This window comes from Rhizobacter sp. (assembly GCF_046595475.1).
GTDB lineage: Bacteria > Pseudomonadota > Gammaproteobacteria > Burkholderiales > Burkholderiaceae_C > Rhizobacter.
The window spans coordinates 58,924-73,913 of sequence record NZ_JBKJOQ010000078.1 but is presented as its reverse complement, the minus strand read 5'-3'; the positions used below and the strand labels follow the sequence as shown (position 1 = coordinate 73,913).

Here is a 14,990-nt window from a genome sequence, read left to right as displayed (position 1 = left end):
GGAAACTATTGCGACAAACCCTAGATGTCGTGAGGCTCGTTGGCATCCGCCGACAGGGCCAGAGACAGCGCGTGGGCTTTCACACCACTGTCATGCGTGCATGCTCGTCGGCTTAGCCGATGCCGGTGGTGAGTGCCTCGTCAATCAACTCAACCCAGTGGCGCACCGGCGTGGCCGTGCCGCTCTGCAGGTGCTGGATGCAGCCCATGTTGGCCGACACGATCACCTCGGGCTCGGTGGCCGCAAGCTGTGCGAGCTTGCGGTCGCGCAGCTGGTGCGACAGCTCGGGTTGCAGCACCGAGTAGGTGCCCGCCGAGCCGCAGCACAGGTGGCTGTCGCTCGCTGCGAGCTTCACCTCGAAGCCGAGCGTGGCAAGGTGCGTCTCGACATCACCGCGCAGCTGCTGCCCGTGCTGCAGCGTGCAAGGTGGGTGAAACGCGAGCACTCGGGCTTTCGGCTTGCGCATCTTGGTCTTGAGGCGCGGCGCGATCTCGGGCAGCAACTCGCTCAGGTCGCGCGTGAGTGCGCTGATGCGCTGCGCTTTGTCGGCATAGGCGGTGTCGTGCGCAAGCGCGTGGCCGTATTCCTTCACCGTGACGCCGCAGCCCGAGGCGTTCATCACGATGGCTTCGACCTTGCCGGCCGACACCAGCGGCCACCAGGCGTCGATGTTGCGGCGCATGTCGACGAGGCCGCCCTCGGTGTCGGCCAAATGGGTGCGAATGGCGCCGCAGCAGCCGGCGTCGTCTGCCACCAAGGTCTGTATGCCAGCCGCGTCGAGCACGCGGGCAGTGGCGCTGTTGATGTTGGGCGCCATGGCGGGCTGCACGCAGCCCATCAGCATCAGCACCTTGCGCGAGTGTTCACGCGTGGGCCACTGGTGTGCTCGCGGTGGCGCCTTGGGCGGCACCTTGTCTTTCAGCGCAGCGGGCAAGAGCGGGCGCAGCGTCTGGCCCAGCTTCATCGCGGGCGTGAAGGCGGCCGAGGTGAGGCCCTCTTTCAGCAGCCAGCGCACGGCCCGCTCTTTGGCGGGGCGTGGCACGCGCTCTTCCACAATTCGGCGGCCAATGTCGACCAGCTGGCCGTACTGCACGCCCGAGGGGCAGGTGGTTTCGCAGCTGCGGCAGGTGAGGCAGCGGTCCAGGTGCAGCTGCGTGCTCTGCGTGACAGGCTCGCCTTCGAGCACTTGCTTGATGAGGTAGATGCGCCCGCGCGGGCCGTCAAGCTCGTCACCCAGAAGTTGATACGTGGGGCAGGTGGCCGTGCAGAAACCGCAGTGCACGCACTTGCGCAGAATGGCCTCGGCCGCCTCGCCCTGGCGCGTGCCCTTGAATTCGGGGGCGAGCTTGGTTTGCATCAGGTGACCGTGTAGGTGCAGCCCCAGAAGTAGGGCCACGCCGTCCAATGAAACTCGCGTGCACGCTGGCCCAGCAGGCGCTGCATGTCGCTGGCACTGGGGAAGTTTTTCAGCACTTCGTGCGACGAGCCATCGTCAAGGCGGCGCGTTTGATACGTGTTGCCCGCCTCGTCGCACCGCGACACGGGTGTGCTGCTGCCTTCGACGTACAGGTTGTCGATGAGCACCACGCGCGCACCCGGTTTGAGGCAGGCGTGAAGGCCGGCCAGCCACTCGGCCGCACGCTGCAAGGGCACGTGCGACCACCAGAAGCCAGCGAATGCGGCGTCGAAGCGCGCAGGGAAATTAAGCGCGTACGCATCGGCACGCTGAAACTCGACACGCTCGTGCGGCAGCGGCTTGTGGCGCGCGAGCTCAAGCACCTCGTCGTTGAAATCGGTGGCCATCCACGAGGCGCATTGCGCGGCAGCGTGCGGCGTCCAGTAGCCGGTGCCGCAAGCCACTTCGAGCACGCTGCGGCCCGCGAACAGTGGTGGCAACCAGGCCTTTACCGCGGCGATGTCGGCCTGCCGCTCGGGCTTGGCATAGATGCGCTCGTACTCGCTGGCTCGCTGCGCGTAGTAGCGCTGCATGCTGTCGATGGTGGCGTGGCTCATGTGCTCACAGCCCCGGGTAGAGGCGCCCTCGGTTGAAGATGCCTGCGGGGTCGAACGCGGTTTTCAGGTCGCGGTGTATGCGGTCGAGCGGTGCCTTCAGCGGTGCAAAAGCGCCACCATGCTTGTGCAGGCCCATGAAGAGCGTGGCGTGGCCACCGGCGCGCGCGGCGGCCTCGCGCACCTTGGCGGCCGAGGCCGAGGTGCACAGCCAGCGCTGCGCGCCATGCCACTCCATCAGCTGCTCGCCAGGCAGGATGAGCGGGCGCGCCGTTTGCGGCAGCGACATGCGCCACAGCGCCACGCTGCCGCCGGCCACCGCGGCCTGCGCCTTGGTGAAGTATTCGTCGGTGTGGTTGCGCAGGCCGTCCCAAAAAGGGCTGGCGTGCGCGGGTTCGATCACGTCGCCGCCCATCGAGCTGATGGCCGCCTGCACCGCCGCGAGCGCACCGCGCAGGCGCACGAGCAAGGTGCCGTCCCACCACGCACTGGCATTCAAGGGCAAGGGTTGGCCGCCCCAGGTGTTGAGTTTGTCGAGCGCAGCCACCTGCTCCATCTGGAAGCGCAGCGTGGCCGTGGCCGGCGCCATGGGCATCACCTTGAGCGACACCTCCAAGATGACACCCAGCGTGCCCAGCGAGCCCGCGAGCAGGCGCGACACGTCGTAGCCCGCCACGTTCTTCATCACCTGGCCGCCAAAGCTGAGCACCTCACCCTTGCCGTTGAGCAGGCTGGCGCCGAGCACGTAGTCGCGCAGCGAGCCCACTGAGGCACGCGATGGGCCCGACAGGCCGGCCGCCACCATGCCGCCCACGGTGGCGCCAGTGGCCGCGTGGGTCACGAAGTGCGGGGGCTCGAAAGGCAGGCACTGGCCTTTCTCGGCCAGCACCGATTCGAGCTCGATCAGCGGTGTGCCGCAGCGGGCAGTCACCACCAGCTCGCTGGGCTCGTAGCTGGAAATGCCGGCGAGCGCGGTCGTGTCGAGCACGGCGCCTTGCGGTGCTTCACCATAGAAGCTCTTGCTGCCGCCACCGAGAATCTGCAGGGGCGAAGCGTCGGCCCGTGCGGCAAGGACGCGATCGATCAGGTGCTGTAGCGCAGGGTCGTTGTCATTCATGGCGGCCCTATTGTCCACATGCGCGGTCCACATGCGTGCCGGGTTGGCGGCAGCGTGTTGGCCGATGGGGGTCGAGGACTACCATGCAAGCTCGTTTGACTTGGCGTATTTCGCCACTGCCCCACCCGGCCCATGCAGACCAGACGCATTACCCTTCTGATCACAGCCGCCCTCGTCGCCGTGCTGGCCCTTGGCGCCGTCTATGTGCTGTGGCCACGGCCGGCGGCGCTTGAACCAAAACCTGCGCCGCCGATCGCGCAAGGCGGAGCGCCTTCACTACAGCTGCCACCCGCTTCGGCCGAGCCGGCCAGCGCCCCCGCCTCCAGCGCCGAGCCTGTCACGCCGCTGGCCGACACCGAGGGCGCCGTGCAAGAAGCACTCGCCACGCTGCTCGGGCGCGACGTGATGGTGCGCTGGCTGCAGACCGACCGATTCGCAGCGCGCGTTGCAGCCACCATCGACAACCTGGCGCGCGAGCATGCGGCGCCGCGCCTGTGGCCGGTGAACCCCACCGAAGGCCGCTTCAGTGTCGACGCGCAAAACCACATCGCGGCCGCCAATGCCGAGCGCTACCTGCCCTTCATGCAGATGGTCGAGCGCACCGACCCCGCCGCAGCGGCCACTCTGTACCGACGCATGCTGCCGCAGCTGCAGGCCGCCTACGAAGGCCTGGGCTACCCCGGTCGCAGTTTCCATGCGCGTCTGATGGAAGTGATCGAGCACCTGCTCGCCACGCCCGTGCAGGCCCAACCCGGCCAACTCATGCTGACCGACGTGAAAGGCAGCGTGCCCTCGGAGCGGCCGTGGGTGCGCTACGAATACGTCGACCCGCAACTCGAATCGCTGTCGTCGGGCCGCAAGATCATGCTGCGGCTGAGCGCGGCGCAACGCCATCAGCTGATGGTCTGGCTGCGCCGCTTCCGAGACCAGCTTCGCTGACCCCAAATGCCGTAGCACGGTAGCCCTGCAGCTCGGCTCGTCAGGCTTTGTTCACACGCTCGATCTGGCGGCGCAGGCCGTCCAGGTCGAGCACGCGCAGCCCGCCGTACTCGATGCGGATCAGCCCCAGCCCCTGCAACGCACGCAGCGCCTCGTTGACCCGCTGGCGCGACAAGCCCACCAGGTACCCCAACTCTTGCTGGGTGATGCGCAAGAGGCTGCCCACCCCCGGGTAGAGCGTGGGGTGGAACAGCGCGGCCAGGCTGCGCGCGACGCGCACGTCGGGGTCGTTCATGCGGTCTATCTCGCGCGCGCCAATGAACTGGCCGAGCCGCTCGTTGAGCTGCTGCAGCACGAAACGGTTGAAAGGGATGCTGCGGTCGATCAGCCAATGAAAGGTCTCGACCGTGATGCCCGCCACCACGCTCTTGCGCAGCGCCTGGATGTTGTAGCGGTAGTGCTCGCGCTTGAGCACCGTGCCCTCGCCGAACCACCCACCGGGCGGCACGCCGGTGAAGGTGATGGGCACGCCGCGGCTGGAGTCGTTGCTCATTTTCAAGAGCCCGTCGATCACGCCAAACCAGTAGGTGGCGGGCCGGCCCACGCGGCACAGAAGCTCACCGGTGCCCACGCTCACGACCTTGAGGTCGCCCACCACGCGCGTGAGCTCGTCGGCCTGCAAGGCTTGCAGCCAGGGAATGTCGGCCAGCTCGGTGGCCGTGGCCGGGCGCGCGCGCGCCACCAAGGGGGTGGTTGCGGGCGAGGACGAAAGCGAAGGGTTGGGCACCGTGCGCGATTTCATTGCGGGAAAGAACCGGGGGGAGTGTCCCTAGGATTGTCGTCAGAACGACAGCTCGGCGTCAAACTTGTTCTTACAGTCCGCCCCAGAAGGTTGGCATCAGAAGAGAAGGAAGCCGCAAGGTGGTGACGACGACTTTTCCGCGATTGATGCTTGAGCACGCTGCCCAGCGGCCGCATGCCCCGGCCATGCGCGAGAAAGAGTTTGGCATCTGGCAGACGCTGAGCTGGTCGCAGCTTGAAACCATGGTGCGTGAGCTGGCGGGCGGCTTCGCCGCGGCGGGCCTGCAGCGCGGGCAGCACCTGGTGGTGGTGGGTGAAAACCGGCCGCGCCTGTATGCCTCTCTGTTGGCGGCGCAAGTGCTAGGCGCCATCCCGGTGCCGCTGTACCAAGACGCCGTGGCCGGCGAATATGTCTTCCCCTTCGTCAATGCAGAGGTGGCGTTTGCAGTAGTCGAAGACCAGGAGCAGGTCGACAAAATGCTCGAAGTGCGCGAGCAGCACCCGGGCTTGAGGCGCATCTGGTACGACGACCCGCGCGGCCTGCGCCACTACGGCGAGCCGGGGCTAGACGCCATCGACACACTGCTCGCCTCGGGCCGCATCTTCAACACCGACCACCCCGGTTTCTTCGACGCCGAAGTGGCCAAGACGCAGGCCACCGACGTGGCCGCGATGTTCTTCACCTCGGGCACCACCGGCCACCCCAAGGGCGTGGTGCACACGCACTTCTCACTGATAGACCGCGCCCAGGCCGGCGCTCGCTTTGACAAGCTGACGCACCGCGAAGAAGTGCTGGCCTACATGCCGCTCGCCTGGATCGGGCAAAACGTGTTTTCGTATGCGCAGTGGCTGATCTGCGGCTACGTGGTGAACTGCCCCGAGTCGCCCGCCACGGTGCACATCGACCTGCGCGAAGTCGGGCCTACCTATTACTTCGCACCACCGCGCATCTTCGAGAGCCTGCTCACCAGCGTGATGATCCGCATGGAAGACGCGAGCGCGCCCAAGCGCTGGCTGTTCCAGCGCTGCATGGCGCTGGCGCGCCGCGTGGGCCCGTCGCTGATGGACGGCAAGCCCGTGAGCCTGTGGAGCCGCGCGCTCTATGCGCTGGGCAAGATCGCGGTCTATGGCCCGCTGCGCAACACGCTGGGCCTCTCACGCGTGCGTGTGGCCTACACCGCCGGCGAGGCCATAGGCCCTGACCTCTTCAGCTTCTACCGCTCGATCGGCATCAACCTGAAGCAGCTCTACGGTTCCACCGAGACCGCCGTGTTCGTTTGCCTGCAGCCCGACCACCAGGCACGCGCCGATACGGTGGGCGTGCCGCTCGATGGTGTAGAGATCAAGGTGGCCGACAACGGCGAGATCATGGTGCGCTCGTCAGGCCTCTTGCGCGGCTACTACAAGAACGACGCGGCCACCGCTGAGGTGCTCACCGCAGAAGGCTGGTACCACACGGGTGATGCCGGTTTTCTGGATGCCACGGGCCACCTGAAGATCATCGACCGCGCGAAAGACGTGGGCCGCATTGGAGGCGGGCCCAATGCGGGCGCCATGTTTGCGCCCAAGTATGTAGAGAACAAGCTCAAGTTCTTCCCGCACATCAAGGAGGCCGTGGCCTTTGGCGATGGGCGCGACCAGGTATGCGCCTTCATCAACATCGACATCGAAGCCGTGGGCAACTGGGCCGAGCGCCGCAACCTGCCCTATGCCGGCTACACCGACCTGGCGCAAAAGCCCGAGGTATACGAGCTGGTGCGCGACTGCATAGAGCGCGTGAACGCCGACCTGGCCGCTGATGACAAGCTCGCCGGCAGCCAGGTCAGCCGCTTTCTCATCTTGCACAAGGAGCTCGATGCCGACGACGGCGAGCTGACCCGCACGCGCAAGGTGAGGCGCGGCTTCATCGGCGAGCGCTACCAGGTGCTGGTGGACGCGCTGTACGGGGGCAAGGTCTCGCAGTACATCGAGACGGCGGTGAAGTTTGAAGATGGGCGCAGCGGCATGGTGTCGGCAGAGTTGCGCATCATGGATGCGAAGACGTTTGCTGCCGCCGCCACCACCATCGTTCGGGCTGAGCCTGCCGAAGCCAGCGCCGAGCACCAGGGCCCTTCGACGGGCTCAGGTCGAACCGAGGTTGTGCTGTGACCCGCAACATCGGCCAAGTCATCCTCGACGTGCAAAACATCAGCCTCGCTTTCGGCGGCGTGAAGGCACTCAGCGACATCAGTTTCAACGTGCGCGAGCATGAGATACGCGCCATCATCGGCCCCAACGGCGCGGGCAAGAGCAGCATGCTCAACTGCATCAACGGCGTGTACCAGCCGCAGCAAGGTGTCATCAACTTCTGCGGCCAGGCCTTCAAGCACATGAACTCGCGCCAGGTCGCCGAGATGGGCGTAGCCCGCACCTTCCAGAACCTGGCGCTGTTCAAGGGCATGAGCGTGCTCGACAACATCATGACCGGGCGCAACCTGAAGATGAAGTCGAACCTGTTGATGCAGGCCCTGCACCTCGGCCCGGCGCGGCGCGAAGAGATCGCGCAGCGCGAGGTGGTCGAGCGCATCATCGACTTCCTGGAGATCCAGGCCTACCGCAAGACGCCGGTGGGTCGCCTGCCCTACGGCCTGCAAAAGCGCGTAGACCTGGGCCGGGCCCTCGCGATGGAGCCCAAGGTGCTGCTGCTCGACGAGCCCATGGCCGGCATGAACGTAGAAGAGAAGCAGGACATGAGCCGCTTCATCCTCGACGTGAACGACGAGTACGGCACCACCATCGTGCTGATCGAGCACGACATGAGCGTGGTGATGGACCTGAGCGACCGCGTGGTGGTGCTCGACTACGGCCGCAAGATCGGCGACGGCTCGCCCGACGACGTGCGCAACAACCCAGACGTGGTGCGTGCGTATTTGGGTACAACGGGAAACGAAGCGGAAGCCCGAGCGCCGGGCCGCCCGAAGCCGGGCGCCATCCCCTCGGGGGATCGGCCGGCGTACTCGACGGACGAGGGGCGGACATAGCATGGCTTTCTTCCTGGAAACCCTGCTCGGCGGGCTGATGGCCGGCATGCTGTATTCGCTGGTGGCGCTGGGCTTCGTGCTGATCTTCAAGGCCTCGGGCGTCTTCAACTTTGCTCAAGGCGCGATGGTGCTGTTTGCCGCACTCGCCATGGCGCGCTTCAGCGAATGGTTGCCGCAGTGGACGGGCATAGACAACAAGGCGCTGAGCAACGTGGCCGCCTTCCTGATCGCCGCAGTGATCATGTTTGCCGTGGCCTGGCTGATCGAGCGCCTGGTGCTGCGCCACCTGGTCAACCAGGAGGGCGCCACGCTGCTGATGGCCACCATAGGCATCACCTACTTTCTCGAAGGCCTGGGCCAGTCGCTCTTCGGCAGCAGCATCTACAAGATCGACATCGGCATGCCCAAGGACCCGGTCTTCGTACTGGAGTCGATGTTCCAGGGCGGCGTACTGATCAACAAGGAAGACCTTTACGCGGCCCTCATCGCGGCCACGATGGTGGCGCTGTTGAGCCTGTTCTTCCAGGAGACCTCGACCGGGCGCGCCTTGCGGGCCGTGGCCGACGACCATCAGGCGGCGCAGTCGATCGGCATCGCGCTCAACCGCATCTGGGTGATCGTGTGGTGCGTGGCCGGCGTGGTGGCCCTGGTGGCCGGCATGATCTGGGGCAGCAAGCTGGGCGTGCAGTTTTCGCTCTCTACCGTGGCTTTGCGCGCGCTGCCGGTGGTGATCCTGGGTGGCCTCACCTCGGTGCCGGGCGCCATCATCGGCGGGCTCATCATCGGCGTGGGTGAGAAGCTGTCAGAGGTGTATCTCGGGCCCTTTGTGGGCGGAGGCATCGAGATCTGGTTTGCGTATGTGTTGGCGCTGGGCTTTCTGTTGATCAGGCCGCAAGGCTTGTTCGGCGAAAAGATCATCGATCGCGTATGAATCTCCAACCAGCACCCCTGCCCGCTCGGGCTGAGCCTGTCGAAGCCTTGCGCTGCACTTCGACAGGCTCAGTGCGAACGGAAATGTGCCTGAGGGTCTGACCATGCTCTACCGAGAAAACGGTCAGTTCAAGACCAGCTACCGCGCCGATCAGCAGATCTTCCCTATCCTGCAAGACCGAATCGTGGTGCTGCTGTTCATCGCCTTCGCGGTGGTGGCAGTGCCGTTGCTCGCGAGCGACTACATGCTGCGCGCCATCCTGATTCCCTTCGTGATCATCTCGCTGGCGGCGCTGGGCGTGAACATCCTCGTTGGCTACTGCGGGCAGATCTCGCTGGGCTCGGGCGCGTTCATGGCGGTCGGCGCGTATGGGGCCTACAACGTGATGGCGCGCATCCCCGGCATGCCGCTGATTCCAGCGCTGCTGCTGGGCGGCTTCTTCGCCATGCTGTTCGGCATGTTCTTTGGCTTGCCCAGCTTGCGTGTGAAGGGCTTGTACCTTGCAGTGGCCACGTTGGCCGCGCAGTTCTTTGCCGACTGGATGTTCCTGCGCATACAGTGGTTCACGCTAGACAACTCGTCGGGCTCGGCTGCGGTGTCCAACCTGCAGGTGTTCGGCTTCCCCATCGATTCAGACGCCGCCAAGTACCTCTTCTGTCTGGGCTTCCTGATCGTGCTCTCGCTGGCCGCCAAGAACCTGGTGCGTGGCGCCATAGGCCGTGAGTGGATGGCCATACGCGACATGGACGTGGCTGCCGCGGTGATCGGCATCCGCCCGATGTACGCCAAGCTCAGCGCCTTCGCCGTCAGCTCTTTCATCATCGGCGTAGCCGGTGCGCTGTGGGGCTTCTTTTACCTGGGTGCATGGGAGCCTGCGGCCTTCTCGGTCGACCAGTCGTTCCGGCTGCTGTTCATGGTGATCATTGGCGGGCTGGGCTCGGTGATGGGCAGTTTTTTCGGTGCCGCCTTCATCGTGGTGCTGCCGATTGCGCTGAACCAAATCTTGCCGGCACTCGCCGGCCTGCTGGGCATACAGATTTCGACCACGGCACAGTCGCACACCGAGCTGATGGTGTTCGGCGGCTTGATCATCTGGTTTCTCATCGTCGAGCCGCACGGGCTCGCACGGCTGTGGTCTATAGGCAAAGACAAACTGCGCTTGTGGCCCTTCCCTCACTGACCGGCTGGTTCACTGGTGTTTCTCTTCGCTTCAATTGACAGGAGACAAAAATGAAAATTCGACAACTCGTTCTTGCCGCAGCCGCACTGGCTGCCTTTGCTTCACCCTGGCTGCACACCAGCGCCATGGCGCAGCAGGCCAAGGAGCAATTCATTCCGGTGCTGTCGTACCGCACCGGGCCGTACGCGCCCAACGGCGTGCCCATTGCCAACGGCATCGTCGACTACTACAAACTCGTGAACGCACGTGGCGGCATCAACGGCGTGAAGATCGCATTCGAAGAGTGCGAAACCGGCTACGACACTGCCCGCAGCGTCGAGTGCTATGAGCGCCTGAAAGGCAAGAATGGCGGGGCAGCCGTGGTGCAACCGTGGTCCACCGGCGCCACCTTCGCCATCACCGAGAAGGCCGCGGTCGACAAGATCCCCATCGTGACCCTGGGCTACGGCCGCAGCGAAAGCGCCGACGGCCTGGTCTTCAAATGGAACTTCCCACTGGCCGGCAACTACTGGGTGGCAGCCGACGCTCTGGTGCAAGCCATCGCCCAAAAGGAAGGTGGCATTGCCAAGCTCAAGGGCAAGAAGATTGCGCTCGTCTATCACGACAGCCCCTTCGGCAAAGAGTCGCTGCCCATGCTCGACGAGCGCGCGGCCCAGTTGGGCTTTGAGCTGATGAAGCTGCCGGTCACGGCCCCGGGGGTGGAACAAAAAGCCACCTGGCTGCAAGTGCGCCAGGCACGGCCCGACTACGTGATCTTGTGGGGCTTCGGCGTGATGAACTCCACCGCCATCAAGGAAGCACAAGCCACCGGCTACCCACGCGAAAAGATGTTTGGCGTGTGGTGGTCGGGCGCCGAACCCGATGTGAAAGACGTGGGTGATGGCGCCAAGGGCTACAACTCGATCACGCTGCAAAACAGCACCGACTACAACGCCAAGGTGGTCAAGGAGATCCTGGCCAAGCTGCATGACAAGAACAAGGGCACTGGCCCGCGCGAAGAAGTCGGCCAGGTGCTGTACCTGCGCGGCGCAATGGGCGCCATGCTGACCGTAGAAGGCATACGCGCGGCGCAAGAGCGCTACGGCAAGGGCAAGGTGATGACGGGCGAGCAGGTGCGCTGGGGCCTGGAAAATCTGAACCTCACCCAGGCCAAGCTCGACGCGCTGGGCTTTGCCGGCGTGCTGCGCCCGATCAGCACCTCGTGCAGTGACCACATGGGTGCGTACTGGGCACGCGTGCACACCTGGGACGGCAAGACCTGGAAAGTCAACCCCGGCTGGATGCAAGCCGACGAGCAGATCATCAAGCCCATGGTGAAGGCGGCGGCGGCGAAGTACGCGGCCGACAAGAAGCTGACGCCGCGCACGCCCGCGGAATGCCAGAGTTGAGCGTCGTGTTCACGCATCCGAATGCACGCAAAACTCCGTTCGGGCTGAGCCTGTCGAAGCCAGCGTGCACAGCGGTGCAGGCACTTCGGCAGGCTCAGTGCGAACGGAGATTTTTGGGAACGCCTCGACCATGAGCATCGCCCGCATCCTGCTCAACGTGAACGGCATCGAGGTGATCTACAACCACGTGATCCTCGTGCTGAAGGGCGTCTCACTGCAGGTGCCCGAAGGCAAGGTCGTTGCCTTGCTAGGCGGCAACGGTGCCGGCAAGACCACCACGCTGCGCGCTGTGAGCAACTTGCTGCGCAGCGAGCGGGGCGAGGTGACCAAGGGCTCGATCGAGCTGCGGGGCGAGCGCATCGAGCGTTTGAACACGTCTGACATGGTGGAGCGCGGCGTGGTGCAGGTGATGGAAGGCCGGCATTGCTTCGCCCACCTCACCATCGAAGAAAACCTGCTCACCGGTGCCTACACGCGGCGCGACGGCAAGGCGGCGGTGGCACAGACGCTGGACAAGGTCTACACCTACTTCCCCCGCCTGAAGGAGCGCCGTGGCTCGCAGGCGGCTTACACATCGGGCGGCGAGCAGCAGATGTGCGCCATCGGCCGCGCGTTGATGGCCAGCCCGAAAATGGTGTTGCTCGACGAGCCCTCGATGGGCCTGGCCCCGCAGATCGTGCAAGAGGTGTTCGAAATCGTGAAAGACCTCAACACCCGCGAAGGCGTGACCTTTCTGTTGGCCGAGCAAAACACCGGCATGGCGCTGCGCTATGCCGACTACGGCTACATCCTGGAAAACGGGCGCGTGGTGATGGACGGCGCCGCATCGTCTCTGGCGACCAACGAAGACGTGAAGGAGTTCTACCTCGGCACCGGCGGCTCCAAAGACAACACTGGCGACCGCAAGAGCTTTCGCGATGTGAAGAGCTACAAGCGACGCAAGAGGTGGTTGGCATGAGTGATGAAGATTTTTTTGCGCTCCCCGCGTTCAAGCCCGATGAAGCGCTGCAGACGATGAAGCGCCAGTTGCGCGACCTGAGGCCGCTGGTCGAGCGCGGCACCGGCTTCGAGATCGGCGGCAAGCGCGTGGTCGATCTCGCAGCCGACGACACCATCATCACGGCGCGCCTGGCCAAGCGCCCGGCGACGTCACCCGAGTGGCAAACGCTGACGCTGAAAAGCAGTGCCGACGTGCGCAAGTGCGTCGATGAGGTGAAGAAGCGCTTGTCGCGCTGGCAACAAGACGCAGAGTGATGAACGAGCACCACTACGACGCACTGGAAACCCGTGCACCCGCAGAGCGCGAGCATGCGCTGATGGCCGCACTGCCCGCGCAGGTGGCGCACGCACAGGCACGCGCCGCCGCGTTCGCGCAACGTTTGCAAGGCACGCTCGCGAGTGAAGTGACGAGCCGCGCTGCGCTGGCGCGCTTGCCCGTCACGCGCAAGCACGACCTGATGGAGCGTCAGCACGCCGAACGTGAGCGCGACGTGTTCGGCGGCTTTTCCGCCATCGGCTGGGGCCAGGCCAAGAGCGTGTTCCAGTCACCGGGCCGCATCTATGAGCCCGAAGGCACCGCGTCCGACTACTGGCGCGTGGCGCGCGCCTTGTTTGCGGCCGGCTTTCGTGCCGGTGACCTGGCGCACAACGGCTTCAGCTACCACTTCACACCCGCCGGCTCGATGATGCAGACCGGCGCGCAAGCGCTGGGCTGCACCGTGTTCCCCGGCGGCACCGGGCAGACCGAGCTGCAGGTGCAAGCCATTGCCGACCTGAAGCCTGCGGGCTATATGGGCACGCCGAGTTTCCTGAAGCTGATCGTCGAGAAGGCGGCCGAAATGGGCACGCCCATGCCGTCTTTGCGCAAAGCTGCGGTGGGGGCCGAGGCCTTCCCACCCAGCCTGCGCGACTGGCTGGCCGAGCGCGGCATCACCGCCTACCAGTTCTACGGCACAGCCGACGTGGGCACCATCGCCTACGAGACCCGCGCACGTGAGGGGCTGGTGCTCGATGAAGGCGTGATCGTGGAGATCGTGCGCCCAGGCACTGGCGACCCGGTGCCCGCGGGCGAGGTGGGCGAGGTGGTGGTGACCACGCTCAACCCCGACTACCCCTTGGTCCGCTTCGGCACCGGCGATCTCTCGGCCGTGCTGCCGGGCGCCTGCCCCACAGGCCGCACCAACACGCGCATCAAAGGCTGGATGGGTCGCGCCGACCAGACGGCCAAGGTGAGAGGCTTGTTTGTGCACCCGGCCCAGGTGGCTGAGGTGATACGGCGCTTTCCTGAGGTGAGCAAGGCGCGCCTCGTCATCAGTGGCGAGATGGCCAATGACCGCATGACGCTGAAGGTAGAGGCCGCATCGGCAACCGAGCAGCTCAATGCGCGCCTGGCCGATGCCATACGCGACGTGACCAAGCTGCGCGGTGAAGTGGAGCTGTGCGCGCCGGGCAGCCTGCCCAACGACGGCAAGGTGATCGATGACACGCGCCGATTCGAATAGCGCCCATTCGAGTAAACCCCGGCCAGCGCTTACGTAGTTTCCGCCATGCAGCGGCGTGCTCGCGTCCGTAGCATGCCTTCATTCGCTTTCTCGATTGAAGGAACCACGGCCATGAAAAAACTCTTGCTCGCCTGGGTGGCGGCCCTGTGGGCCACCAGCGCATTTGCAGACTACCCCGAGAGAAACATCACCATCGTCGTGCCCTTCGCAGCCGGTGGCCCGACAGACAAGGTGGCGCGCGACTTTGGTGAAGCCGTGCGCAAACCACTGGGCGGCCAGACGATCGTCATCGACAACGTAGCCGGTGCCGGTGGCACGCTGGGCGCGGCCAAGGTGGCCAAGTCGGCGCCCGATGGCTACACGCTGCTGCTCACCCACATTGGCATGGCCACGGCGCCGGGGCTGTACCGCAACCTGCAATTCAAGCCGCTCGAAGACTACGAGTTTCTGGGTCTCATCAACGAAGTGCCGATGACGCTGATCGGCCGCCCGACACTCGCCGCCAACACCTACGCCGAGCTGGCCGCCTGGATTGCAAGCAACAAGGGCAAGGTCAACATCGCCAACGCCGGCGTGGGCTCTGCCTCGCACCTGTGCGGCATGCTGCTGCAAAGCACGCTCAAGGCCGACATGACGACGGTGCCGTACAAAGGCACCGCGCCGGCGATGAATGATCTGCTGGGCGGCCAGGTCGACATCCTTTGCGACCAGACCACCAACACCACGGGCCAGATCGAAGCCGGCAAGGTCAAGGCCTACGCCGTGACGACAAGCAAGCGCCTCACCATCCCGGCGCTGGCCAAGCTGCCCACGCTAGACGAGGCGGGTGTGAAGGGCTTCAACGTGACCATCTGGCACGCGCTCTACGCGCCCAAAGGCACGCCCAAGGCGGTGCTCGACAAGATCAATGGCGCACTGAAAGCGGCACTGAAAGACGCGACCTTCATCAAGAATGAAGAAGCGCTCGGTGCCGTGATCACCACCGATGCGCGCGTGAACCCGGTCGAGCACAAGAAGTTCGTTGAAGCCGAGATCAACAAGTGGTCGCCGATCATCAAGGCCAACGGTCTCTATGCTGACTGAGCGCGCCGACTGAGCCGCAC

At 65.1% G+C, this 14,990-nt stretch carries 14 protein-coding genes; 10 read left to right on the top strand and 4 right to left on the bottom strand.

The features are described 5' to 3' along the window. Positions 1 to 112: 112 nt before the first annotated feature. The 3 genes from glcF to glcE are packed head-to-tail and all read right to left on the bottom strand — an operon-like array spanning position 113 to position 3,127. Positions 113 to 1,357 (bottom strand): glycolate oxidase subunit GlcF, encoded by a 1,245-nt coding sequence (gene glcF / locus AC30QB_RS13675; protein ID WP_489546774.1) that lies wholly within the window; start codon positions 1,355 to 1,357, stop codon positions 113 to 115. Further along, positions 1,357 to 2,013: a class I SAM-dependent methyltransferase gene (locus AC30QB_RS13670; RefSeq protein ID WP_489546773.1), complete on the bottom strand. Its 657-nt coding sequence runs from the start codon at positions 2,011 to 2,013 to the stop codon at positions 1,357 to 1,359. Before AC30QB_RS13670 ends, glcF begins: the two co-directional genes overlap by 1 nt. Before the next feature lie 4 nt (positions 2,014 to 2,017). Beyond that, positions 2,018 to 3,127 (bottom strand): glycolate oxidase subunit GlcE, encoded by a 1,110-nt coding sequence (gene glcE / locus AC30QB_RS13665; protein WP_489546772.1) that lies wholly within the window; start codon positions 3,125 to 3,127, stop codon positions 2,018 to 2,020. A 132-nt stretch (positions 3,128 to 3,259) separates the two neighbouring features. On the opposite strand from glcE, the gene AC30QB_RS13660 reads away from it, so the two are divergent. After that, entirely contained in the window at positions 3,260 to 4,066 is an 807-nt protein-coding gene (locus AC30QB_RS13660) for a DUF3014 domain-containing protein (RefSeq protein WP_489546771.1), read from the top strand. A 40-nt stretch (positions 4,067 to 4,106) separates the two neighbouring features. Here the strand turns inward: AC30QB_RS13660 and AC30QB_RS13655 are convergent, their stop codons facing one another. Continuing rightward, positions 4,107 to 4,868: a Crp/Fnr family transcriptional regulator gene (locus AC30QB_RS13655; RefSeq protein ID WP_489546770.1), complete on the bottom strand. Its 762-nt coding sequence runs from the start codon at positions 4,866 to 4,868 to the stop codon at positions 4,107 to 4,109. 122 nt (positions 4,869 to 4,990) lie between these two features. On the opposite strand from AC30QB_RS13655, the gene AC30QB_RS13650 reads away from it, so the two are divergent. The 9 genes from AC30QB_RS13650 to AC30QB_RS13610 all read left to right on the top strand — a co-directional run bounded on the left by AC30QB_RS13650 (position 4,991) and on the right by AC30QB_RS13610 (position 14,970). After that, a complete protein-coding gene (locus tag AC30QB_RS13650; RefSeq protein ID WP_489546769.1) occupies positions 4,991 to 7,015 on the top strand; it encodes an AMP-dependent synthetase/ligase in 2,025 nt (674 codons plus the stop codon). Continuing rightward, positions 7,012 to 7,887, top strand: coding sequence for an ABC transporter ATP-binding protein (locus AC30QB_RS13645; RefSeq protein WP_489546768.1), 876 nt, complete (start codon positions 7,012 to 7,014; stop codon positions 7,885 to 7,887). Before AC30QB_RS13650 ends, AC30QB_RS13645 begins: the two co-directional genes overlap by 4 nt. A gap of 1 nt (position 7,888) precedes the next feature. After that, complete coding sequence (locus tag AC30QB_RS13640) at positions 7,889 to 8,818, top strand: branched-chain amino acid ABC transporter permease (RefSeq protein ID WP_489546767.1); 930 nt, start codon at positions 7,889 to 7,891, stop codon at positions 8,816 to 8,818. Positions 8,819 to 8,921: 103 nt separating this feature from the next. Further along, positions 8,922 to 9,998, top strand: a complete 1,077-nt coding sequence (locus AC30QB_RS13635; protein ID WP_489546766.1) for a branched-chain amino acid ABC transporter permease — start codon at positions 8,922 to 8,924, stop codon at positions 9,996 to 9,998. 50 nt (positions 9,999 to 10,048) lie between these two features. After that, entirely contained in the window at positions 10,049 to 11,386 is a 1,338-nt protein-coding gene (locus tag AC30QB_RS13630; RefSeq protein WP_489546765.1) for an ABC transporter substrate-binding protein, read from the top strand. A gap of 130 nt (positions 11,387 to 11,516) precedes the next feature. Further along, positions 11,517 to 12,344 (top strand): ABC transporter ATP-binding protein, encoded by an 828-nt coding sequence (locus tag AC30QB_RS13625; protein ID WP_489546764.1) that lies wholly within the window; start codon positions 11,517 to 11,519, stop codon positions 12,342 to 12,344. Then, positions 12,341 to 12,640 (top strand): hypothetical protein, encoded by a 300-nt coding sequence (locus AC30QB_RS13620; RefSeq protein ID WP_489546763.1) that lies wholly within the window; start codon positions 12,341 to 12,343, stop codon positions 12,638 to 12,640. Before AC30QB_RS13625 ends, AC30QB_RS13620 begins: the two co-directional genes overlap by 4 nt. Next, positions 12,640 to 13,887, top strand: a complete 1,248-nt coding sequence (locus AC30QB_RS13615) for a phenylacetate--CoA ligase family protein (RefSeq protein WP_489546762.1) — start codon at positions 12,640 to 12,642, stop codon at positions 13,885 to 13,887. Before AC30QB_RS13620 ends, AC30QB_RS13615 begins: the two co-directional genes overlap by 1 nt. Positions 13,888 to 13,998: 111 nt before the next feature. Then, positions 13,999 to 14,970 carry a tripartite tricarboxylate transporter substrate-binding protein gene (locus tag AC30QB_RS13610; RefSeq protein ID WP_489546761.1) on the top strand — a complete coding sequence of 324 codons (972 nt, stop codon included), beginning with the start codon at positions 13,999 to 14,001 and terminating at the stop codon, positions 14,968 to 14,970. Positions 14,971 to 14,990 lie beyond the last annotated feature (20 nt).

Coding starts and splice junctions, on each gene's coding strand:
- AC30QB_RS13640 (WP_489546767.1), top strand. CDS start 7,889: ATGGCTTTCTTCCTGGAAACCCTGCTCGGCGGGCTGATGGCCGGCATG.
- AC30QB_RS13635 (WP_489546766.1), top strand. CDS start 8,922: ATGCTCTACCGAGAAAACGGTCAGTTCAAGACCAGCTACCGCGCCGAT.
- glcE (WP_489546772.1), bottom strand. CDS start 3,127: ATGAATGACAACGACCCTGCGCTACAGCACCTGATCGATCGCGTCCTT.
- AC30QB_RS13670 (WP_489546773.1), bottom strand. CDS start 2,013: ATGAGCCACGCCACCATCGACAGCATGCAGCGCTACTACGCGCAGCGA.
- AC30QB_RS13615 (WP_489546762.1), top strand. CDS start 12,640: ATGAACGAGCACCACTACGACGCACTGGAAACCCGTGCACCCGCAGAG.
- AC30QB_RS13630 (WP_489546765.1), top strand. CDS start 10,049: ATGAAAATTCGACAACTCGTTCTTGCCGCAGCCGCACTGGCTGCCTTT.
- AC30QB_RS13610 (WP_489546761.1), top strand. CDS start 13,999: ATGAAAAAACTCTTGCTCGCCTGGGTGGCGGCCCTGTGGGCCACCAGC.
- glcF (WP_489546774.1), bottom strand. CDS start 1,357: ATGCAAACCAAGCTCGCCCCCGAATTCAAGGGCACGCGCCAGGGCGAG.
- AC30QB_RS13620 (WP_489546763.1), top strand. CDS start 12,341: ATGAGTGATGAAGATTTTTTTGCGCTCCCCGCGTTCAAGCCCGATGAA.
- AC30QB_RS13625 (WP_489546764.1), top strand. CDS start 11,517: ATGAGCATCGCCCGCATCCTGCTCAACGTGAACGGCATCGAGGTGATC.
- AC30QB_RS13655 (WP_489546770.1), bottom strand. CDS start 4,868: ATGAAATCGCGCACGGTGCCCAACCCTTCGCTTTCGTCCTCGCCCGCA.
- AC30QB_RS13660 (WP_489546771.1), top strand. CDS start 3,260: ATGCAGACCAGACGCATTACCCTTCTGATCACAGCCGCCCTCGTCGCC.